The following is a 24,382-nucleotide window of genomic DNA, read 5'->3' on the forward strand; positions in this document are numbered from 1 at the left end:
CCCCGCCGTGGCGGGGTGTTTTTGGTTGTGCTACTTATTTTTATCAACAAGTCCCCAACGATAAATTTCAAGTGAGTTTTTACCTTCAAACATATCAGACGGATTCGGTAAAAATACTTTGCGCGTACGGATATCCTTAGTTGCGTCAGCAAGTAGACGATGGAAGAGTGCGAATTCCTCCTCGTGTTCACGAAAACCAATGACGTGCCGTCGCATCTGTGATTTTCCGTTTTTGTTCTTCCTTTTTCTGCACTCGTAGACAATAAATCGCTTGACGGGTCTTTTAAACTCGGACAACACGGTGTAGTAGTTAAAAAGCGCCTGCACCATGAACAGTGGGTTATCCGTCTCAAAACTGCCAAATGAGTCAACAAATTTATGGTCAACAATATCTACCGCCCTGCTATCCGCACGCGACACAACCACCAAATCTGATATGGCTTTGACGGGAATCGGGATATTGGGAATGCGTGCAAATGCTTTTACCTCAACACCGAGTACTTTGTGGCGCGGTGGACGCGCAAGATAAAATGAGGTTGCCTGGTAATACTCCGCCTCCATCTGCCGACGTTTTTTCTTCTTTGCAAGATTTGAAGTGGCTTTTCCGAAATTAATTTCAAAATCAGGTACATTCTGCAAAAACTCAAGACCAAGCGCAACGGCTTGTTCTTTGGAAAATCCGCCGTAAAAATGTTGCAGTGTTGTGTGTGCCGCACGACCCACAACTGCTGCGGGAGTGGATGGCATGTCATACACACCTTCAACATAACGCTTGTGCCACGCTAGAGGATTACGTAGGTATGAAATAAGAGAAGAATAACTCCAGTGTGTAATCGGATATTTTCTTCGTGCCATATATGCATTTTACCAGAGATACAAAAAAACCGCCCTACTCAGGTGGTTTTCTGTTTTCTTACTAAAAAGCTAATGAAGCTATAAGCTAACTAGCTTCTTAGTAATTCTTCAGCTGTTGTGCTTTTTGGTGGTGGCGGATTTTTTCATGCGCCTTTGCTTCAATTTGTCGAATACGTTCACGTGTCACACCAAACTCCTTCCCCACTTCTTCAAGTGTGTGGGCAATGCCGTCAGCAAGTCCGTTGCGAAGCTCAAGAATTTTTCGCTCCTTTGGTGAAAGTTCGCCGAGTACTTCTTTAATATGTTCCGCCAAAATTCTCTGGGAAGCTTCTTTGTCAGGAGATGGCATGTGCTCGTCTTTGATGAAATCACCAAGTGTTGAACCTTTTTCGTCATCATCACCAACTGGAAGTTCGAGTGAAATAGTATTTTGGTTGATTTGTTGAATATGGTGAATTTTTTCAACATCCATTTCCATTTCAACTGCAATTTCTTCGGGAAGCGGTTCTCGCCCAAGATCTTGTGACAGACGGCGCGCAATACGTTTGTACTTCGCAATCGTTTCAACCATGTGCACAGGAATACGAATGGTGCGTGATTGGTCGGCAATAGCGCGTGTTACCGCTTGTCGAATCCACCACGTTGCGTAGGTGGAAAATTTGTAACCCTTTGTCCAATCAAATTTTTCTACGGCCTTAAAAAGACCGATGTTCCCTTCCTGAATAAGATCAAGAAGTGTGAGATTTGAACTTCGATTTGCATATTTTTTCGCAATAGAAACAACGAGGCGAAGGTTTGCACGGGCGAGAATATTTTTTGCCTCATCGTCACCTTGTTCAATACGACGTGCCAACTCTTTTTCCATAGCTGCTGAAATAAGGTCATACTTACCAATATCCCGAAGGTACATCTGAATAGAGTCAAAACGACTTTCCTCTTTGTGATATACAGCTTTTTCTGAACCCTCACCTCCACCAAAATCAAGTAATCCGCCACTTTCAATCACATCAACACCCTCTGTATCAAATGTATCGTACAGTTCCTCAAGAAAAAGTACGTTATCTTCAATGTTTGGAAACTCTTTTAAAATCTCATCATACGTTACAAAACCGCGCTCACGTCCTTTTTGGTAGAGTCGAGTTGCCTTGTCCTGCATGGCATGCTCTTTTTTAGAAAGTTTTTTAGGGGCCTTTAAGACAACAATCCGAGCGGTGCTTTTTTTAAGATTTTGAGAAGACATAACACGGGTGCGCATTTTTTTCTTCCCAGCATCTTTTCTTTTCGACAAACGTGTTGGCATTTTTTTTGCACGATGTACGACTCGTTTTGTAGTTTTTGTGCGCTTTGGTTTTGTTTTTTTCATAAAATGTGTATGGTTATAAAAATATATCTAAAAAATTAATGAACATTTTTAATTCGAGTACTTCGCAGTTCTCGAGAAATATCCATACATTCCTGCAACAGCTCGGCCATGCGGAGTTCGTCTCCAGAGCGTTCGGCATCAACAAGCTTTTCACGAGCTTGGGCATAACGATCTTTGAGAAATTCTTCTTGAAGCAAAAGGAGTAATTCATCAACATGTAATCCCATATCTCCAAATTCTGCTTCCGCTTTTTCTAATTGAAACATGTCTTCTTGATAGAATGATTCATCAATATTTTCAAACGGGTCATACCCCACAAGCGCAGCGAGTTTTTCTTGTGTATCATTTGTCACACCATCAGTCTTTCGGTGTTTTTGTGTAAGTATAATAGCGACGAGTTGTCGGAGAAGAACATTTTTCCGTATATCGTGTTCACGTGGAGCAATTTTCGGTGCTTCATAGGTATTGAGTGTATCTTGAAATGCCACCTTCACCATTTCTTCTTCAATAACTGATGTGTCTACACCTATCAGTTTTGCCACAATATCAATAAAATGTTTTTGGTCTATTTTATTTTGAATAAGTGACATAAATGGCAACACCTCGTTTCGTATATGTTGTTTGAAAGCCCGATCATCACCCTTGTGCGTTCGTGTTAAGTGTTCAATAAGAAAGAGCACCACATGTTTTGCTTCTCGCACAGCCTTTTTCCAAATATCGGGGTTTGTTTTGAGAACATCCGCTGGATCGCTTCCTTCGGGTAAAAGTGCGCATTTCACATCCATATCCGCTTCAAGTGCGCGTCGTGAGGTTTTAAGTGCTGATTGTACTCCCGCCGAATCTCCGTCAAGAGCCACAACCATGTTGTGTGATAATCTTCGAAGTTTTTCCACGTGTTCTTGTGTAAGCGCCGTCCCCATAACCGCGACCGTGTTCGTAAAGCCGTACTGATGCGCCATGATGAGATCTATAGGGCCCTCAACAAGAATAGAAAAGTTGTATTTTCTAATGCCTGTTTTTGCCTTTTCAAAACCGTACAAGACATTTCCCTTTTTAAAGAGTGGCGTTTCTGGAGAATTGATATATTTAGGTGCTTCCGGTGATTCTTCACCAAAATGTCTCCCAGAGAAGGCTATGGGGCGTCCTGAGGGGTCAAAGATAGGAAACATAATCCGAGAACGAAAGGTGTCATAGTATTCTTGCCCCGCCGTCTTGACCCCGCTGTCTTGTTTTTGTTTTATGAGTCCAACTTTTTCAATATTACTTTTGTTGTGTCCACGCTTCACCAGATATTCATACAACGAACGCCACGAAGCTGGAGCAAAACCAATCTGAAAAGATGTGATTGTTTTGTCCGTCACACCGCGCTCGGAAAGATATTTTTTTGCCAATGGCGTTTGCCCTAGTGTTTGAACAAAAAACGCAACGGCATCTTCGAGAATTCGATAGAGTGTTTGGTCGGCTTCATTTTTTTTGAATGCTTCTTTACTTAGTTCAACACCTGCACGTTCTGCAAGTGTTTTGAGTGCGCCCATAAAATCAACACCTTCAATTTTTTCAACAAACGTAAAGATGTCTCCGTGTTCTCCGCACCCGAAGCAGTAGTAACTTTCACGTTCGGGGGAAACGTAAAACGAAGCTGTTTTTTCATTATGGAATGGACATCGTGCCTTGAGATTTTTTCCCGACTTATCAAGCTTGATGTACGAGGAAACAACGTCGGTAATACCGAGACGGTCTTTTACTTGTTGCGTGACGTTTGACATTTATGTGTGTGACTCATAGCGAGCACTCGTCCGCGCACATGGACTACTCTTACTCGGACTCTTGTTCGTAACTGTTTTCAATACCCTGTTGCGCATCCTGAATCATTTGCCACTTTGGACTACCTGGAAATCCTGTTCCTGCTGGAATAAGACGTCCGACAATGATATTTTCTTTCAAACCACGTAGGTCATCTTTCTTTCCACGTACTCCTGCATCAATGAGTACCTTGTTGGTGTGTTGGAATGAGGCGGCTGAAAGGAATGATGCTCGTGACAGTGCAACATTTGTAATACCGAGCACAAGAGGAATGACCTTTGCCTCTTTGCCACCAGTATCTTTTGCAATAGTGTTTGCATCGCGTGCCTGCGACATCTCAATAACAGAACCGCGTGGAAGATCTGTATCACCCGGATCTTTTACTTGCACACGTGAAAACATCTGCTTGATGATAATTTCAATGTGTTTTCGGGATACTGAAGCACCCTGCAATTCATAAATTTTACTAATTTCATCAATGATGTATGACTGACTTCTTTCGCGTCCTGCATGTTTAAAGAGTTCAGCGAGGTCGGCAGAACCGTCTGTTAACAGTTGACCCTTTTCAATGGTATCGCCTTCCTTCACAATCGGTGTTCGACGAAATGGAGCAACATATTCCACTGCTTTGTCGTTTTTAGCATCTTCTGCGTTTGGTAAGATACGGATGATTTTTTCTTGTCCTCGTTCAACAATCTCAACAACCGTTCCTGAAACTTCGGAAATGATAGCTGGGTTTTTAGGCGGACGACGTTCAAAGATTTCTTGCACACGTGGCAAACCAGCAACGATGTCTCCAGCAACTGCAGCAGCACCTCCGGCGTGGAAGGTACGCATTGTAAGTTGTGTAGCAGGTTCACCGATCGATTGAGCGGCAATAGTCCCCACTGCTTCTCCTAATACGATTGGGGCAGCAGTTCCAAGGTCATTTCCATAACATTTCTGGCACACACCACGCGATGTCTCACATGACATTGGAGAACGGACCCACGCCTCAGTAATACCTTCTTTTTCAATAACCTCGGCAACTTCTGCAGTTACCAATTCACCGCGTTTAAAAAGAACGTCTCCTGAGGTTGTTTTTAGCTCCTTCGCAAGGAACCGGCCAGTAATATTTTTTGCAAGTGAAATTTCGATACCAGCAAGATTTTGTGCGACAAGCAAAATTCCTTCCTTCGTACTACAGTCGTCTTCAGTAACTACCACATCCTGTGCAACATCAAAGAGACGTCGGGTAAGATAACCGGATTGAGCTGTGTTAAGCGCGGTGTCACCAAGACCTTTACGTGCTCCGTTGGTGGTAATAAAATATTCAATTGGTGAAAGTCCTTCTTTACTTGATGAGAGGATTGGGAAGTCAATGGTTCGTCCTTGTGAACCAGCAATGAGTCCTTTAATACCCGCCATGTTGGTGATTTGTCCAATTTGTCCACGAGCTCCAGACTTCCACATAGTGTACACGGGTCCAGATTGATCAAGCGACTCGGCAACGATTTTTTCCATATCTGTACGAACACCGTGCCACACCTCAATATCCTTTCTAAACTTTTCTTCATCAGAGAGAAGACCTTCTTCGTATTGAGAAGCATTCTTTTCAATTATAACTCGTGCGGCATCGATAAGTTCTTGCTTACCGCTTGGTGTTGGAACATCACTCAAAGAAAATGTTGTTCCAGATTTTGTCGCGTAGGTAAACCCGACATGTTTTACCTTATCAAGAATACTCATAATTTCTGATTTGGTATATGTGGCAAAGAGTATGTTTACCAATTCAGCCATTTCTTTTTTTGTGATTTCTTTGTTTATGAATGGGTACGAAGTTGGAAGAGACGCATTGAAGAGAAGGCGTCCAACAGATGTTTCAAATGCCTTTCCTTTAAAATTTTTGTAACGCTCACCGTCTGTTGGTCGAACGGTAATTTTTGCACGAAGTGAGAGAATTTTGAAATCGTACGCAAGAATAGCGTCGTTAGGGCTTGCAAAGAAGCCACCTTCTCCAAGTTCTTTCGGAATAATACGAGTCATCCAGTATGAACCGAGCACAATATCTTGGTGACCGAGAGATACGATAGGTGTTCCACTTCCTGGTCTCAAGATGTTTGTTCCTGATGACATAATTTCCTTTGCCTCAAGTTGAGCCTCATCTGAGAGGGGTAGGTGAACGGCCATTTGGTCTCCGTCAAAGTCCGCGTTGTATGCTTGCACTACGAGAGGATGAATCTGAATTGCCTGTCCCTCAATAAGAATAGGACGAAATGCTTGAATACCGAGACGGTGAAGTGTGGGAGCGCGGTTGAGTAACACATACTTCCCTGCAATTACTTCTTCAAGAATTCCCCACACCTCTGGCCCAGCATCATCAATAAGACGTCCTGCACCACGAATATTATAGGCGTGTCCTCGGTCAATAAGTTTAGAAATAACAAACGGGCGGAAAAGTTCAAGCGCCATTTGTTTTGGCAAACCGCATTCGTCAAGTTTGAGTGTTGGACCAACAACAATGACGGAACGTCCTGAGTAGTCCACACGTTTTCCAAGAAGATTTTGACGAAAAATTCCCTGCTTCCCTTTCAAATTGTCAGAAAGTGATTTAAGCGGGCGACGCTGTGATTGACTCACAGCCGCAGTTCCTCCAGAGTGACGCATTGAGTTATCGATAAGGGCATCAACAGCCTCCTGCAAAATACGCTTTTCGTTTCGCAAAATAACACTCGGTGCGTGAATTTCAAGAAGTTTCTTAAGACGATTATTTCGGTTGATTACGCGACGATACAAATCGTTGAGGTCACTTGTTGCGTGACGTCCACCATCAAGGGCAACCATCGGACGAAGGGCCGCCGGAATAATAGGAATGTTAATCAAAAACATCCATTCTGGACGAATTTTTGATTTCAACATTGAACGGATGAGGCTGAGACGTTTGCGCATCTTTTTCTTTTCTTCTGCACCCGCATCATCAATGGTTGCTTCAATTGTTGTCGCAATTTCTTCAAGATCAATTTCTTTTAAGAGTTCATATACCGCTTCCGCACCAATACCAGCTTCAAAAAGCGTTCCATACTTCATGGTGAACTTTGCGTACGTTGCCTCATCAAGGACGGCGTATTTTGTGATGGAGTTAATTTCTCGCTTTGTAGCAAGATACACCTCTTTTAATTTTTCTTTTGATTTATCATCCTTGAGGGCTTTTGTTTTAACGCGGTACTCATTATCAAGATTCTTTAAAAGAAGTTCTCGTTCAGATTCTGATATAGAAATGATAATGTACCCTGCAAAATAGATAACTTTTTCAAGATCTTGACCTGTAATATTGAGTATAAGACCAATACGAGACGGAACATTACGAACAAACCAAATGTGTGCAACTGGCGTTGCAAGTGTGAGGTGACCCATGCGTTCACGTCGAACAATGGAGCGTGTAATTTCAACGCCACATTTTTCACAGACAATACCTTTGTAGCGAATACCTTTGTATTTTCCACAGTAACATTCAAAGTCGCGCTCGGGACCAAAGATTCGTTCATCGAACAACCCATTTTTCTCACTTCGTTGTGTGCGATAGTTGATGGTCTCCGGCTTGGTCACCTCTCCATGCGACCACTCTGCAATCTTTTCAGGACTTGCAAGCTTGATACCAACTGTATCAAACGTCTCCATGATGCTTGTTTGTGTATTGCGTCGCATATAGGTTTATTCGTTTTCTTCTTTTAATTCAACATCAAGCGCGAGACCACGAAGGTAGTGCAAGAGCACGCTGAAGGATGCTGGTGTGTTTGGCTGTGTCAGTCGAGACCCGCGAACAATAGAATCAAACGCGGCTGAACGGCCCATAATGTCATCCGATTTAATCGTAAGCATTTCACGTAGCGTGTATGCTGCACCATAACCCAAGAGCGCCCACACTTCCATTTCTCCAAATCGCTGTCCTCCGTTTTGTGCACGTCCACCAAGTGGCTGTTGTGTAATAAGGGAGTACGGACCAATTGAGCGCATGTGAATCTTGTCTTCAACCATGTGTTCAAGTTTGAGAATGTACATGTATCCAACCGCAATGTCGTTTTCAAACTGCTCACCTGTGCGTCCGTCAGTGAGTTTCATTTTTCCGTTTTCTGAAAAACCGGCTGCTTTCAATTCAGATTTTATTTCGTCTTCAGATGCTCCCACAAACGGTGGCACAACCGCTTGGTAGCCAAGTGTTTTTGCAGCCATACCGAGGTGCAGTTCAAGAATCTGACCCAAGTTCATACGGCTCGGCACGCCAAGTGGAGTCAAAATAACATCAACAGGTGTTCCATCTGCCATGTGTGGCATGTCCTCAATAGGAACTACGCGTGAAATAACACCCTTATTTCCATGTCGCCCAGCAAGTTTGTCACCAACAGTGATGTTTCGAAGCTGTGCGATTTCAATATAAATTTTCTTGATGATTCCAGATTCAAGTTGATCTCCCTTTTCTCGTGAAAAGACTTTGATACCAATAACACGCCCGCGCTTTCCTCCTTCCATGCGAAGTGACGTGTCTTTCACATCGCGAGCCTTGTCACCAAAGATGGAACGCAACAGACGTTCTTCTGGAGTTAGTTGTGATTCTCCTTTTGGTGTAATTTTTCCAACAAGAATATCACCTGGTTGTACCTCTGAACCAATGCGAATAATTCCTTCTTCATCAAGATTGCGGAGCTTCAGTTCCCCAACGTTTGGAATATCGTTTGTGGTTACTTCTGGTCCAAGTTTTGTATCGCGTACGTTGGAAGAAAATTCCTCGATGTGAATAGAAGTGAGATAGTTATCACGGACAAGTCGTTCCGACAAAATAATAGCGTCTTCAAAGTTATTTCCTGACCATGGCATAAACGCAACGAGAAGGTTTTGTCCAAGAGCAATCTGACCATCGGCACTCGTTGATGTGTCGGCAAGCAACTCTCCACGCTTGACGCTGTCGCCGAGAGATACTGCTGGACGCTGGTGAAACACTGTAAATCCGTTTGTTCGAGAGAAGGTAATGAGTTTGTATTCGTCGTCTTTTCCTTTTGCATTTTTCACTACAATCTTTTTTGCATCAACGTAGGTTACCTTTCCAGCTTCTCGTGCATAGACCAGTCGTCCCGAATCACGTGCAGCGCGTTCCTCAATACCTGTTGCAACGAGAGGTACTTCGGGTCGAATACAAGGAACCGCCTGCTTCTGCATGTTTGATGCCATGAGCGCACGGTTTGCTTCGTTGTGATTCAAAAATGGGACGAGAGCTGTTGCAATTGAGTATGCTTGGTTTGTTGCAACATCAATATACTCAACTTCTTTTGCAGATACTGAAACTGGTCGTCCCTTCACACGGATGTCAACACGTTCATCAGTTATGACACCTTTATCACTGCGCGCAATAGCAGCATGGGCGATTTTGTAGTTTTGTTCATCTTGCGCATTGAGATATACCACCTCACCGGAAACAACGCCATTCGTTACTTTCATGTACGGTGTTTCAATAATACCAAAATCGTTGATTCGAGCGTACGTCGCTAGGTGTAGAATAAGACCTATGTTTGGACCTTCCGGGGTGTGGATAGGACACAAGCGTCCGTAGTGCGATACATGTACATCACGAACTTCAAATCCTGCCCGCTCACGTGAAAGGCCCCCCGGGCCGAGAGCCGACAGTGTTCGAAGGTGTTCCAATTCAGAAAGGATGTTCTCCTGGGCCATGAATTGAGAAAGTTGGTTTGTGCTGAAAAACTCCCTAATTTGGCCCTGAAGTGGTCGTGGATTGATGACCTGTGTAGGCATTGTTGTCTCCGTATCAATAATAGACATACGGTCCTGAATGTTTCGCTTCATACGAGCGAATCCAACACGCATTTTTTGTTGCATCATTTCACCAACATATCGAACGCGACGTGATGCAAGGTCGTCAACGTCGTCCGCCTGTGCGTCTGGTGTAATATTCAAAGAAACAATGTAATTAATAATGGTGAGTACATCATCCAATGAAAGAGTTCTTTCACCCATTACTTTTTTGTCCATTGACTTGCCAAAACGTTGATTGAAACGAAAACGTCCAACTTCAGAAAGATCATATCGTTCCGTATTAAATATTGAATTAACAAAATCACGCGCATTTTCTGCAGTTGCAAGTTCACCGTCACGAAGTTTTTTGTGAATCTCAATAAATGAATCGTCAACCGTTTGAGCGGTGTCATGTGCAAATGTCTTTTCAATAAAAGGGAGTGCGGGGGTGCCAGCAAACAATTCCAAAATGTCTTCTTTTGTTTGAACACCAAAAACACGCAAGAGGTGTGTTACAGGGAACTTTCTTTTTCTATCAATACGAACCTGTAGTGATGCGTTTGGTTCTGTTTCAATTTCAATCCATGCCCCGCGAGATGGAATAATTTTTGCACCAAAATATTCTTTTCCTCGAAATTCCTGTGATGTGAACAAAACTCCAAACGAACGGATAAGTTGCGGAACAATGACACGCTCAACACCGTTAATAATGAATGTTCCGTGATCTGTCTGAATAGGAAGGTCTGAGAGGAAAATTTCTTGCTCTTTCTCAGTACCAAGCGTTTTATTGAGAAGCTTCGCAGTTACTTTCAACTGAACCTCATAACTCAACTTGTTCTCCTTTGCGTGGTGTTCGTCATACATGCTCTCAGTACACATTGGATTACTGATGTGTAATTCAAATTTTTTCCCTGAGTAGTCAGAAATAGGTGAAAATTCTTTCAACAATTCCTTCACGCCTTTTTCCATCAACCACCTAAAAGATACTATTTGAGCCTCTGAAAGATTCGGAAGTTCAAGGAGTGGCTTTTGATACTTCGCGAAGACTTTTTGTTGCATATAATTACGTAAAAAGGGACGCACGAAGCCAAACCTTGGATAAAGGTTTGTCAACACAAGTCACAAAAAGTTATCTGCTAGCTAGGTCTAGCAAAATATGTGTTTAATCTATAAAAATCCGAGAGTGCCCCATAACTCACTCTACCCCCTGATTAGACGCCATTCTAAATTAAATATCGTTTGCAGTCAAGCCTTTTTTGTGGTGTGTGGATAACTTACTTTTTGTGCGTATTCTTTCTCCAATTGTCAATGTTTTTGTGATGTCCGGATGAGAGAACTGCGGGTACACGGCGCGACTTCCCTTTCCAGACGAATGCGTCGGGTCGTGTGTATACATCTCTTGACGCAATACGTTTCTCTTCAAGGGATTCGTAAGCACCGAGAACTCCTTTAATGTGTCGTGCAACCGAATCAATAACAACAAGTGCCGGAATTTCTCCTCCGGTAAGCACATACGGACCGATTGATATGTCTTCTGCTTTCAAAATTCGTCTGACACGCGCATCAACACCTTCATATCGTCCTGCGATACAAATAATGTGGTCATATCGTTTTGCAAGCGTGCGAGCGAATACATTTGTAAATTGTTTTCCAGTTGGAGAAAAGAAAATAATTTTTGTACGTTCTTTTTTATTTTTTCTTTTCTTCTGTACAGATTCTATCGCCTTCAAAATAGGTTCTGCTTTCATGACCATGCCCGGACCACCACCGTATGGTTTATCATCAGTTTTGTGGTGTTTGTCTGTCGTAAACGTTCGTGGATTTATAAAAGAAACGGAAAGGAGTTTTTTCTCTTGTGCCCGCTTCAAAATAGAGCTCTGTACGTAGGACTCAATTGATTCTGGAAAAAGAGTAATGACGGTGCATTTCATGCCGACATCCTAACACACAACCCGCTTTTGTGGCGGGTTGTGTTTTGATACATGTTTTGTGTTACATGCTGCGTGTCTTCTATTCTTTCAATGCTGCCATCGCATCGTCAATATTTGCTGCGGCCATTCGTGTTGAACCTTCTGGTTCAAGAATTTTCAAATTAACACGTGCATTGTTTCGCATGCCGACAACTCGGAGCAAAGTGCGAATTGCTTTTGCTGTGTTGCCTGAACGGCCGACGACAGTACCCATGTCTTTTTGATTAACCTTCAATGTAATAAGCACGCCCATCTCATCGACGGTGCGAACGACTTTCACATCAGCCGGAACTTCTACAAGCGCCTTAACAACTGCTTCAAGAAATACTGCGTCTTGATACTCTTGTGTCATGGTATGTGACTAAGTTCTAGTAAACCTGTTTAACTTTCAAACAGAGCCCCCTCGGCGATTACCGACGGTTTGAGTATGAGTATACTGTTTGAATAAAAAAATGTCCACGGCTTTTGAGGGCCGTGAATATTTTTAAAATTGTATGAAAGTTAGGCTGTTGGGGTCTCTTCTGGAGCTAGTACTGGTACTTCTTCTGCTAGGGTTGCTGGAGTTTCTTCAACAGAAACCACTGGAACTTCTTCTGCGACAGGCGTTGGTACCTCCTCAACAGGAGCTACTGGAACTTCTTCTGCAACAGATGCCTCAACTATGGCCTCCGCTTGAACTGGTGCTGGAGCTACTGTTACTTCGGGCTCATCCTTCTTGATAGGACTTTTCTTAGGAAGAGCGTTTCGCTTTTTGCCCTCAACTGCTCCAGCTGTTACGAGCATGTTGTATACCGTGTCTGATGGTTGTGCTCCTTTAGACATCCAGTACTTTGCTTTTTCAGAGTCAAGTGTTTTTTGCTTTGTCACTGCATTATAAAAACCAATTTGGTCAACGTGTTTGCCCGCCTTTGGACCCTGTGTTGACTCAAGAACAACCACTCGGAATGAGGGGTCATTTTTTCGTCCAACGCGTTGTAGTCGTATTTTTAGCATGTGAAATGAAAACTGCCATCTGGCAGTTGTGATACTGTACCAAATACTCGCATAAAAGACAATCCCACCCTGAGCTTAGGGTGGGATTGAAAGAACAAACAGAAAGGAGAACCCATCTAGTTTCCCGACCACGTGAACTTGTGCGTCCAGTTACTTGAGCTGGTGTTGGTGTAGCTGTTGCAGTTGACGCCCGGTGTACAATAATCACCGCTCGGAAACCGCGACGTGTTTTTGGAACGAGAAGCCGAGCCTGTGGTGGTGTAACCTGCATGCACGTGTGTTCCATTCCACGCACCACATCCTGTGTCTTGAATCATGCTTCCGAGAGTTCGTGAGTTGAGTTCCCCACTACCAGACGTGGCAATGGAAAAATCTGCAGTTGAATTCATTGACGCGTGAAGGTATCGCATCGTGCCTCGAATTTGCAGAGCAGCAGTATCCACAATGTATGCTCTCTGCTCTTCGCATCTGTCACCACCGCCACTAATACGAACGCGTTTTCCTATGAGTCGATTGGTTTCGCGCGGAGAACCGCCTCTCGTAAAAATACCTCGGAAATAAACAGAGGAGGTACTCGTGTTGTCCCAATCAAGAAAGTCCCCACTTCCAGCTCCACACGAACCACCATGGAAACCGCAGGTGAGAGTTGGTGCTTGTCCGGAAGAACCAGACGCTGGGAGCATCTTCACAAGATACGTGACGAGCGGGGCACTCTCGGTGGGCACGGAAAAACCCAACAGCACACCAAGAAAAATCGGGAACATCCATCGGAATCTCATCCCATTCTCCTTTTCTACTGCGTACGCGTTGTTGACGCGACGAGTTCAACAAGTTTCATAAACTCATCACGAGACAGGTTTGCTGTGCCGATAAATGTCTTTCCGAACGATTCGGAAATCCACGCATTTCCGTTTTCCAAAAAACCTTCTTTGGTCAACGGTTCAATAACAACCACATCTCTTCCTGCAATCTTCATGAGCTTTGGACGTTCCGAAGAAACACTCACTTCGTCGTATTCAAGAATACTTCGCCCGATGATAATGTTTGCGTTGTCATAGGGCGACTTGAAGGAATACACTCTGCGAGCTGCGTAGACAATGTCGTTATCCGCACATGCAATAACTCCATTGTTTATGTCGTCTTCCTGCAAAACATAACCCTCAGAAAGATCCAGCGTAAGTTCAAGTGCTCCTGCACGATCCCAAGAGACGTCCACAGACCCAGAATCGGGTGACCCGCAGACATCTTCATACGAGGTGAACTTCTCTGGTACGGGTGTGCCTTGTGGTGCAAGAAAGATACCACCGATTTCACCCTCGAAACGTGGTTTAGCGCGCTCCTGCGCTTCCAGAGCACTGTTGTCGGGAATACGCTGAAGACGAACCTCATCATCAGCAACGAGTGTGGTGCGCAGGTAGAGAGCCCCAACAAAACCAGACACGATGAGAAGTGCGAAAAGAAAAATGGCGCGAAACGACAACATACGAATGTTCATTGTGTGCTCCTTGTGGTTAGTGATAGTTAATAAACAACTGCCCTTTGCTACACGATAGAAAACTTTTTTCCTCCTTTCTGTTGTCAAAGATCTGTCTGAGCATGAGTATATGTATGAGAGGTGAAGGAAAAATAAAGTGTTACATACAGTATAAAACACTCTCATGAAGGATAAAAATTAAAATAACCAAACGCATAGTAGTGCAAAAAGTGCCTAAAATATGGTATTCTTATCCCCACACAAGACATGAAAGGCAAGAAACACCCCCATCACGACCGCCGTGCCCACAAAAAAAAGGACGCACCAAAGCGATCAACACAACGATTTGAAAACACCATCCGCACGATTGCTCGAGGTGTTGGTTTTGTTCCACACCCGAGCATAGAAAAAGAGGATGTTCGTATTGAAAATGACAACCTCAACACCGCACTCAATAACGACCTCGTTGAGGTAGAACTTCTCGGAAAAAAATTGCGTGACCAACACCTGGGCTGTGTAATTCGTGTGGTCCATCGTTCACGAACAAAATTTGTGGGAAACGTTGTTGAGGAAGACGATATGACATTTCTCATTCCCGACGACCGAAAAAGCTACATTAAAATACTACTTTCAAAAGATGAAAAACTCTCTATTGCTGAAAAAGTATTTGTAGAGCTTTTACCGTGGACTGACCCAAAAGAGCTACCTCGTGGAAAAGTGATTGAACGACTCGGCACCAAAGGTGTACATGAAGTTGAAATTCGTTCCATTATTTTGGAAAAAGGAATTGATGATACGTTTCCAAAAGCGGTTGAGGATGAGGCGGAGAAAATACACTCCGCATATAAAACAGAAAACAACCTTGTGGGACGTAAAGATTTTCGCAATGTACCAACATTCACCATTGACCCCGTTGATGCAAAAGATTTTGATGATGCAATTTCATTTCAATCTCTTCCCGATGGCACCTACGAAATTGGTGTGCACATTGCTGACGTATCGCACTTTGTCACACCCGGAAGTGCCCTTGACCAGGAATCCTACAAACGCGCGTTTTCTGCATACCTTGTTGACCGCACCATTCCGATGCTTCCTGAAATTCTTTCAAATGATTTGTGTAGCTTGAAAGCAGATGTTGACCGACTCACCTTCTCTGCATGGTTCACCCTTGTACAAGACGGCACTGTGCTCACCCGCAATTTTGGAAAATCAATCATTCACTCGGACAAACGCTTCACCTATGAAGAGGCGCAGGAGGTCTTAAACGCCGGCTCAGGGCTTTATTTTAAAGAACTCAATACACTCAACACCATTGCAAAGAAATCACGCGATGAACGCATGGCGTCTGGCGCTATTGATTTTGAACAACACGAGGTGCGTTTTGAACTTGCCGATGATGGTGTTCCCTTGTCCGCATATTTGAAAGAACGTCTTGATACACACAAATTAATTGAGGAGTTCATGTTACTTGCCAACAGAGAAGTTGCTGAACATGTGCGAAATAAATATGGAAAAGCTCGCCACGCATTCATCTATCGCATCCATGACACACCAAATATGGAGAAAATTAAAGATCTCGCTGAGTTTGCACACGCGCTTGGTCACACTCTTGAAATCTCTCCAAAAGGAACAGTGACCGGAAAAGCACTCAACAAACTTTTTAAAGATGTTGAAGGAACTCCCGAAGAAGACCTCATCGCGACAGCGGGTGTACGTTCTATGTCAAAAGCTATCTACTCAACGGCAAATATTGGACACTTTGGTCTTGCGCTTCCCGCCTATACACACTTTACGTCTCCTATTCGCCGATACGCTGATCTTATTGTGCACCGTCTTTTGGATTACATGAATACTAATGGCCAACTCCCCAATGAAGATTATGCGACATACGCAGCCATTGCCGACAGTATTTCAAACCGCGAGCTTTCCATTATTGAAGCCGAGCGCGAATCCATCAAACTTAAACAGGCAGAATACATGAACGCACGTATTGGAGAGGCTTTTGATGCGGTTATTTCAGGCGTATCCGAATGGGGTATTTTTGTTGAAGAAATGAATACACACGCCGAAGGGCTGATTCGTCTCTCCGACATGCCAAATGATTTCTACAAATACGAACAAAAAAAGTATCGCATCATTGGACAAAAAACACACAAGACGTATGCACTCGGAGACCAAGTACGCATAACCATCAAAGCGGTTGATGTGGACAAAAAATTGATTGAGTGTGCCCTCGTTGCGTAAAGATATGAGAACGCCCCGCGTATCCGTTTGGATACGCGGGGCGTTTGCTATTTGCTATTAGATATTTGATATTTCCCCCAAGAACTACATCCCCGCCAACTGCTCAAGAAGAATCAAGAGAAGCTGACGCATGAGAGAAACGAGCTCTGTCCGGAGTTCAGCAATAAGCTTTGTTTGTTCATCGAAGGTAAGTGGTTGTGGTGTTGGAGAAATAGGTGGTGGTGTCGATGGCGTACTGATGCGTGCTCCTCCTCCACTGCCACCTCCAGCACTTGTGGAGTCATCATCGTTGGTGAGCGTACAGGTGTAGGTACCACCTGCAGACATAGTAATGGTACCGTCTGTCGCACAGTCACCTCCCCATGTTGAGGTATAGGTGTAACCTGCGGGAGTACTGTGGGTAAGGGTATGTGACGCTGCAACGGTTGTTGTTGCAGTGCCACTCGTGATGGTGAGGCCGTCGAGATTGAGAGTGAAGTCGCTTATTGTGGCAGTGCCTTGGTCATCATTGGTGACCGTGGTGGTGACGGTGAGAGTGGGTGCGATGTCGTCGTTCGTGATGGTGCAGGTTGCCGTGTCTCCAAGCGCGAGCGTGATGGTGCCGTCAGCGGCACAATCACCTCCCCAGTCACCTGCAGTGTATGTCGCGTCTTCTGTTTCAGTGATGGTGTATGTGCCTGCGACAAGGGTTGTAGTTGCCACACCGCTTGTGATGCTCACGCCGTCAACGAACAGTGGAAAATCACCGACCACCGCAGTGCCTCCGTGGTCGTTCACGACCGTTTTGGTGACGGTGAGCTCTGGAGGAAAAGTTCCGTATGCGAATTTGAGATCGCTGTTGGTAGTGTCAAAATAACTTATATACGCCGAGCCATCTGCATCAAGCACGATTGAGAGGTAAGCCCCAACATCACCAGTAGAATCAATGACGGTAATCGTTTTCGTAGAACATGTTGCATTGGTACATTGAGCAAATTTGAGATCGTCGTTGGTGTCGTCATAGTATGCAATGCGTGCAAAACCATCTGTACCAAGGGCTATAGAATTAAAGATCCCTATACCAGTCTCCGTCGCATCAATGGTTGTATTGGTCTTTGTCGAACATGATGCGTTGGTACATTGAATAAAAAATAAAAGTGTCCCGGCACTCCCGTAGTAACTAATCCGTCCAAGATCACCGGCCGTTAAGGCGAGAGAAGATACGACCAGACCAACATCGCCCGTTGGGTCAGGATACGTAATAACGCTTGCCGAACACGCCGCGTTTGTACACTGTACAAATTTTAAAGCGGCGTTTGAAGCATCATTATAGGTAATACGCGCAAAGCCATCACTACCAAGAACAAGAGATGTGTTTTCTCCAACCATATCCGCAGAATCTACAGTAGTGATGACGCTGGTCGAACAAGCAGCATTGGTACATTGAACAAATTTGAGATCTTTATTGGTAGTATCGTAGTATGAAATTCTCGCAAAACCATCAGAATCAAGAATAGCCAGAGAGGTATACTTTCCAACAATACCCACTGAATCAATCGTTGTGATAACGCTTGTTGAACACGCGTCATTAGTACATTGAACAAATTTAAGGGCACTGTTAGTAATGTCATAGTATGAAATCCGCGCAAAGCCATCTGAACTAATAGCGATGGAGGTAAATTGTCCGACGTCACCCGTTGAATCAATAGTCGTAACAACATTTGTCGTACAATCAATGTTCGTACACTGAATAAATTTTAAATTTGCATTTGTAACGTCATAGTAGGCAACGCGCGCAAAACCATCAAGACCAAGTATTGTGGATGTATATGATCCAACATTTCCTGTTGAATCAATCGCCGTTTTTGTCCATGTTGCCGCAGAAACAACTGACGGAACGCTGATAATTAAAAACGCAACGATAAATAAAAGTTTTTTCATCCCGTTAGAAATGCCCGTTGAAGGTAGATACTGTTTCATAAATACTATGTAGCGAGGTGTAACCTCGCTCATGATTAGAGAATATGAGAACAGAATATCATTTTTACCCCCCCCCGCACATTTTTTGTGTATAACTTTTAAAACGTAGAGACCGGACCCTTAGGAGGTCCGGTCTCTACAACCTCTTCCGAGGGTTACACCTCCAAAACTATGGGGTCGATTCTGGAGCTGGATTAGGTGTGGGTTCAACAACTGGTTCGAGTATGGGTTCCGGAGCTTGCCCTTCAATAATTGGTTCACCTGCCTGCGCAGGCAGGTCTATAGCTGGTGGCTCCACAACTGGAGAAATTTCAGATGTGGAGGTTGGAGCTTCCAACGAAGGTTCAACTTCTGTGGCTGGTGGGGTTTCAACAACCGGTGGAGGCGTTGAAGAAACGTTCACACTATCAAGAATCTCTTGAAGTTGTGACTCGTTTACACATGTTGTTCCAACGCACAGTTTATTTGTCGTGAGTTCATCCGTCGTCAACTTTTGGGCAACAATATCAAAGAAGTTAGACACACCCGTCGCAGCGTTGGCGAGAGTTAGTTCAACTTTTATCGAGAGATCTTGAACCGTCTTAATCAAAAGTGGAATAATACTCGTGTAACGAACACTGTTCGGTCGTCCTTGGTCATCATACCCAATAAGACGACTGTCTACTTTTTCCACCTCTTCAGCAATTAATCCGTACCGCAATCCTGGAATTTGATTGTATTCAAACGACACGGGGCGAAGTGCAGAAAGCACCTGCTGAGATTCTTCCAACGAGAGTTCATTGATGTCGTGTTTGTAACGCAGTGATGAGGTGATACATGTTTCGTTGTCGGTGTTGCGTGTCACTTCATTGTTTGCGTCAAGACACAACGATGCTGTGGCCGCACCAGTATTTGTGGTCAACCCAGCAAATCCAACAGTGCCAGTAACCGAGAGTGTCCGCCATGGAGATGTGGTGCCAACACCAACGTTACCTGCAAAATAGCTCTTTCCACCAGCTGAATAAATTGAATAATTATTTGTCGACCCACTCGTTATCGATTCCAGATACAAACCATACGCATCTGTTATTGATCCTCCTAATACTCTTACTTTACCATAGTATCCATACGCGCTTCCAATCACTCCACTGGCGGCAGTAACCACATCAGAATATGTGCCGAAAGCGGAAGTAATGGATGCCCCCGACCCAACTGACGAAACTTGATTGTATGCTCCATACGCCTGAAGTGTCGTACCCGATATCTGTGCAGTTCCCTCAGTTCCTGTTACATTATCTGTTGTTTGACCACTATCTACAATTCCCGCACCCTGTACACCAAGCACTGCTCCATGAGAAAACGCTCCAGAACTCCTCGTCGCACTACCGCGAATTCCAATCAAACTGTTTTCACTGTTTCCATTACCCGCGAGTGAAAAGAAACCGCCGTATATTCCCCCACTTGTCGTATCGAGACCTGTCGCATTTACATACACATATTTTTTACTATCAATTGCAGTCCCTGCGGCGCTTATTGAACCAGAAACAAGTACACTTCCTCCTACAACGAGTTTTTGAGAAGGACTTGTTGTACTAATGCCAACATTTCCATTTTGCAATACCGTTAAACCAGATGATCCCGCAACAGAAAGTCCTCCAGAAAAAGTACTTGTCGCCGTTGTAGATGTGGCGTTAATAAAAAGCGTTTGCACATACTTACTTCCATCTGGATAAATGTACGTGCCTGTATCAAGCCATTCTGATATTCCACCAATACCGAGTGTTGATGTTGCCACCCAATCCGTACCCGTTTCAGTGGATTGTAGTACATATCCGCTTGTCCCCACATCACCCGAACTATCAGCAAACGTACCCGCCACAGAAAGAGTATCTGAAAGTGTAAGTGTTGTTCCTGTGAGTCCGCCGGTGAGAGTGCCTCCAGAGAGCTCGAGAAAATTGTCGGGGAAATTGGTAATAGGCGAACGTGACGCACTCTTAATTTTTGGCAAAAGTTCTGCGCGAAGTGCGGCAACTGCGTTGGCAACAACATAAAACACTTCAGTTTGTTGTACTTTTTTATCTACAGCGGATGGCGCCTGAATAGTAAAATGAGGAGGAGGTACTTCTTGGATAACTGCCTCTGAAAGCACTGACCCTTGGGTGGAAATTGGCGTAAAAAAAGATTTTGCAACAGGTACAATCTGCTGTGTAGGTTCATTTTTTTGTACAGAAATGACGGGTGGTTTTTCAGAAACACCGGTGGCACCGAACCACGAACGTATTTTTGCCTGTATGCGCTGAAAAAAAGTTGGAGCGGTGGTAAAAGTTTGAGGTACTTCGGTCGATATGGTTATTTTTTGGGAGATTGAGGTATCAGACGCTATAGCAAATGTTCCGAGGCTGTGGGTATATTTTTGTGCACCAACATTTAAAACAGTGTCATAACTACTATCCCCTGCAAAAACAAAAATGGGTACAACAAGTATGAGGGTAAGAAAAACGTTCTTCATGTAATATTTCATCGGATCAATAATCTATACGACCAAGATACCACGTTACACTTCAATGGTAAAATAGCCTGCACAAAAAAGGAGATTTTGTTGGTATCATTTACAATTGATTGAATGTGCTCTTGTCTGAGAAAATGATTCGTCCAACTCACACCCTGACCTGAGGACCCAATCCCCAAGAGCTTCAAATTGCATCGTAAAGATAACGTTGTACACTATGTGGGTATGTTGAGTACATCATCTTCAGATTTTTTTAGCAAAACGTCATCCGTTCTTCCCGACACACTCTCCCCCACTGCGTTGTGGATATTTGTTGCGATTGCAGTTGTTGTTTGGGCACTATGTGCTGGTATTTTGTGGTATCACTGGAACGCATATGACGCAAAAAGTAAGCGCCTAAAACGTATTAAGCGAATTTTCTTTACTGGCTCCGTTGTGATTTTACTCCTTGCGGTCACTTTTATTTTCTCCCTATGAGCATTGAGCACCTTGTACAACTAGAGAATGACGAGCGTGTGTTGCTTGAGGTGCGACGACACATGTTTATACTCTATACAAAAATGGCGTTCTTGCTCATTTTATTTTTTATTCCACTTGGTCTTTCTCCCCTCCTCGCAACCCTTATAGATAAAGTGACGGGAGGTATGTATGGGAGTATTCTGATAGGTTTTCTTTTTATGTTGTGGTGTCTTTTTTTGTGGGTTCTCTTTTTCTTTTACTGGACCAACTATTATCTTGATGTGTGGGTTGTTACCAACAAACGTATTTTTGATATTGAACAAAAGTCAATTTTTCGTCGTGAAATTTCTGTTACTCGACTAGAGCAAGTGCAAGACGTAACGATTTCCATCAACGGCATTTTTGCAACATTTATGAAATTCGGAGATATCCACATCCACACCGCCGGAAGTGAAATTGACTTCACTATAAAAAACGCAGCCGACCCACTTATGGTAAAAGAAACAATCATGAGAGCCCATGGTGAGACCTACCAACCCCTCCAAACGCAAGGTCTCCAGCAAACCCACACGGAATAGAAAATAAAACCCCGATTATCGGGTTTTTATTTTGCCACGTGTACTGCCTCATCAAATGAAACAGAGAGCAGTTGGGAGATAGCGTCTGCTCCCATCGTAATTCCGTAGAGAACTCCAGCTCGGGACATGGTCTCGCGATTGTGTGTAATCAAAATAAGTTGTGTTTTCTTTGAAAGATTTTCAATCATATCGCCGTAGCGTTTTGAGTTTGCTTCATCCAGTGCAGCGTCTGTTTCGTCTAAAATAATGAATGGTGGAGGATTCACCTGCGACATTGCAAAGATAAGTGCAATTGACGTCAGCGCACGTTCGCCACCTGAAAGCATTTCAAGACCGTGAATTTTTTTGCGCGGAAGCGCAACATGGATTTCAACACCTTCAAACACTTTTTCTTCACCCTCTGCCCCATCTTCAGTACCATCATCATCTTCAATATCTTCAATATCTGTGTCTCGTTTTATTTTGCGAACTTCGCGCACTATTTCAAGAGATGCATTTCCACCATTAAACATGAGCGAGAAGAATTCGGAGAACTGCACATTTATTTTCTTTACACCTTCGGCAAATTCACGCGCGAGCGTTTCTTCAAGATCGGTGATGAGCGCGTGCAAGGACTCTGCTGATTGTTCCAAATCGGCAACTTCTTTTTCTAAAAACGCATCACGTTGTGAGACCTCTTCAAATTCTTTCATAATATCGTCTCCGCCACCGCTTCCCGCATCCTCAAGACGAACTTTCGTTCGCTCAATTTGTCGCTTGCGTTCGTGCTGTTCAGAACGTTCTTCAACAACACCACTCTCGGCAAGTGCACGAGATAGATCATCAAACCGAACTGCCTCAACGCCTACCAGTGCCCCTGCTTCAAGTAATTCCCGTTTGTATTCTTCTTCTTCAAGTTTGAGTGTGCTTTTTTCGCTCGTCAGTACCTGGATATGCATGCGAACTTCTTGTTGTTCGTTTGAGAGTGTGAAAATGCGTCGTTCCATTTCGCGTCCTGAGTGTATGTCAGATTCAATGGTGTGTTGGATTTTTTTGTATTCCTCCGCGTACTTTTTCTCTTCAGCATCTAGCGTGGCAATTTCTCCTTCTCGTTTCTTTTTGTCATGTTCAAGTGAGGAAATATTTTCTCGCACCTCGGCGATATCATTGTCACGAGCCGTTTCACCACGCACCGTGTTCATAAACTCAGACACGAGCGTCTTGATAGCACTGAGTGCGGCCTTAAACTCTGCTGGATCACCTTGAGACAATGCGCTGTCTATCAAACGTCCGAGAGAGGTCGTCATTGATGAGACGGACGTAAACGGGACGGTCTTGTGCGCTTCTTCGGTTTGTTTGCGTTCTTCTTTTGCAAGGAGTGTTCGCAGAGCGGAAATTTCTCCTTCAATGCGTCCAACCTCTCGAACGGCCAAATCTTTCTTCTCACGAATGCTTCTCATTTTTTCTTCCGAGGAAAGGAGTGCGTCTGATGTTACGTCTTTTTGAGAGAGTTTCTGTAATTCTTCTCGGGCGTGTGTGATATCTTTTTGCAGTTCAAGCATTCGTTTCTCCAACGGGTCCAGCTCGTACGTAATACGTTTGAGTGTCGCATCAAGGTACGCTTTTTCACGGGCGAAATAATCTCGGTACGCCTGTTTCAAATCAAGTGCCAGTTCGCGCGCCTTTTCAACTTTCGCGACTTGTTTATGTAAAAATGCGAGGTGTGGTTTGAGTTCACGGCGAATACTTTCCACTTTGTCTAAATTCTCTTGTGTTTTTTCCAACTTACGCTCACTCTCATCTTTTTTGTAGTGATAGATTTTCAATCCCAACGCGTCTTCAATCATTGCTTTGCGCTCACGCGTGTTCACCGACAAAATTCTGTCCGCTTCTCCTTGAGAAATAATGTGGTGACCAGATGCGCCGATGTGTGCGCCAGAGAGCAGTTCAATCGTGTCTTTCAATCGCACCACTGAATCATTGAGACGATACTCGCTCGTTGCGTCACGATGAATGACTCGCTCAAGGACTACTTCATCAAAATCAATGGCAAACAAACGTCCCGATTCGGAGACATTGCCACGAGCCGTATTATCAAAAGTAAGCTTGACATGAGCGCGGTTGCTTCGCGGGGAGGTTTTTGAACCATTCCAAATGAGGTCCTCAGTGCGCTTACCGCGCATTGATTTGATTGACTGCTCACCAAGAACAAACCGAAACGACTCGGCAATATTTGATTTACCAGAGCCGTTCGGGCCGACAATGGCCGTAATGGGTGTTTTAAATTCAAGCGACGCTTTTTTGGCGAACGATTTGAATCCGGAAAGTTCTAGAGATTTGAGGTACATGATGTCATCTTCATAAAAATTCTTACTGCTCTAGTATGACAAAAAAACGGACAAATAGAAACTGCCGGAGCGCGCAAACGCTCCGGCA

General features: G+C 44.0%; 16 protein-coding genes. 3 read left to right on the forward strand and 13 right to left on the reverse strand.

The window, feature by feature from the left end; translation table 11 throughout:
* Nucleotides 1-30 precede the first annotated feature (30 nt).
* From NUW02_00060 to NUW02_00105, 10 genes are all read right to left on the reverse strand, one after another.
* Nucleotides 31-855, reverse strand: coding sequence for a PD-(D/E)XK nuclease family protein (locus tag NUW02_00060; protein ID MCR4274434.1), 825 nt, complete (start codon nt 853-855; stop codon nt 31-33).
* A 97-nt stretch (nt 856-952) separates the two neighbouring features.
* Nucleotides 953-2,011 (reverse strand): sigma-70 family RNA polymerase sigma factor, encoded by a 1,059-nt coding sequence (locus NUW02_00065; protein MCR4274435.1) that lies wholly within the window; start codon nt 2,009-2,011, stop codon nt 953-955.
* A gap of 242 nt (nt 2,012-2,253) precedes the next feature.
* Nucleotides 2,254-3,984, reverse strand: a complete 1,731-nt coding sequence (dnaG, locus tag NUW02_00070) for a DNA primase (GenBank protein ID MCR4274436.1) — start codon at nt 3,982-3,984, stop codon at nt 2,254-2,256.
* 49 nt (nt 3,985-4,033) lie between these two features.
* Entirely contained in the window at nt 4,034-7,678 is a 3,645-nt protein-coding gene (gene rpoC / locus NUW02_00075; protein ID MCR4274437.1) for a DNA-directed RNA polymerase subunit beta', read from the reverse strand.
* Nucleotides 7,679-7,711: 33 nt separating this feature from the next.
* Nucleotides 7,712-10,861 carry a DNA-directed RNA polymerase subunit beta gene (locus NUW02_00080; protein MCR4274438.1) on the reverse strand — a complete coding sequence of 1,050 codons (3,150 nt, stop codon included), beginning with the start codon at nt 10,859-10,861 and terminating at the stop codon, nt 7,712-7,714.
* A 215-nt stretch (nt 10,862-11,076) separates the two neighbouring features.
* A complete protein-coding gene (trmD, locus tag NUW02_00085) occupies nt 11,077-11,733 on the reverse strand; it encodes a tRNA (guanosine(37)-N1)-methyltransferase TrmD (GenBank protein MCR4274439.1) in 657 nt (218 codons plus the stop codon).
* 79 nt (nt 11,734-11,812) lie between these two features.
* On the reverse strand, nt 11,813-12,124 hold the full coding sequence (locus NUW02_00090) for a KH domain-containing protein (protein ID MCR4274440.1): 312 nt from the start codon (nt 12,122-12,124) through the stop codon (nt 11,813-11,815).
* Between the two features lie 149 nt (nt 12,125-12,273).
* Entirely contained in the window at nt 12,274-12,765 is a 492-nt protein-coding gene (gene rpsP / locus NUW02_00095) for a 30S ribosomal protein S16 (protein MCR4274441.1), read from the reverse strand.
* 116 nt (nt 12,766-12,881) lie between these two features.
* The gene (locus tag NUW02_00100) at nt 12,882-13,490 is read right to left on the reverse strand and encodes a hypothetical protein (GenBank protein ID MCR4274442.1); all 609 of its coding nucleotides are present in this window, start codon (nt 13,488-13,490) and stop codon (nt 12,882-12,884) included.
* Nucleotides 13,491-13,558: 68 nt separating this feature from the next.
* The gene (locus NUW02_00105; protein MCR4274443.1) at nt 13,559-14,248 is read right to left on the reverse strand and encodes a hypothetical protein; all 690 of its coding nucleotides are present in this window, start codon (nt 14,246-14,248) and stop codon (nt 13,559-13,561) included.
* A gap of 258 nt (nt 14,249-14,506) precedes the next feature.
* Here NUW02_00105 and rnr point away from each other — a divergent pair, with 258 nt between their 5' ends.
* Nucleotides 14,507-16,483, forward strand: a complete 1,977-nt coding sequence (gene rnr, locus NUW02_00110) for a ribonuclease R (protein MCR4274444.1) — start codon at nt 14,507-14,509, stop codon at nt 16,481-16,483.
* An 84-nt stretch (nt 16,484-16,567) separates the two neighbouring features.
* On the opposite strand, the gene NUW02_00115 is transcribed toward rnr, so the two are convergent.
* Entirely contained in the window at nt 16,568-18,442 is a 1,875-nt protein-coding gene (locus NUW02_00115; protein ID MCR4274445.1) for a hypothetical protein, read from the reverse strand.
* A 169-nt stretch (nt 18,443-18,611) separates the two neighbouring features.
* Entirely contained in the window at nt 18,612-20,930 is a 2,319-nt protein-coding gene (locus NUW02_00120) for a tail fiber domain-containing protein (protein MCR4274446.1), read from the reverse strand.
* Between the two features lie 225 nt (nt 20,931-21,155).
* Here NUW02_00120 and NUW02_00125 point away from each other — a divergent pair, with 225 nt between their 5' ends.
* Nucleotides 21,156-21,407, forward strand: a complete 252-nt coding sequence (locus NUW02_00125) for a hypothetical protein (protein ID MCR4274447.1) — start codon at nt 21,156-21,158, stop codon at nt 21,405-21,407.
* Nucleotides 21,404-21,967: a PH domain-containing protein gene (locus NUW02_00130; protein MCR4274448.1), complete on the forward strand. Its 564-nt coding sequence runs from the start codon at nt 21,404-21,406 to the stop codon at nt 21,965-21,967. The genes NUW02_00125 and NUW02_00130 overlap by 4 nt, the downstream gene beginning before the upstream one ends.
* A gap of 26 nt (nt 21,968-21,993) precedes the next feature.
* On the opposite strand, the gene NUW02_00135 is transcribed toward NUW02_00130, so the two are convergent.
* On the reverse strand, nt 21,994-24,294 hold the full coding sequence (locus NUW02_00135; protein MCR4274449.1) for an AAA family ATPase: 2,301 nt from the start codon (nt 24,292-24,294) through the stop codon (nt 21,994-21,996).
* Nucleotides 24,295-24,382 lie beyond the last annotated feature (88 nt).

The sequence above is a fragment of the Candidatus Campbellbacteria bacterium genome (assembly GCA_024653945.1).
GTDB lineage: Bacteria > Patescibacteriota > Minisyncoccia > Phycocordibacterales > EsbW-18 > EsbW-18.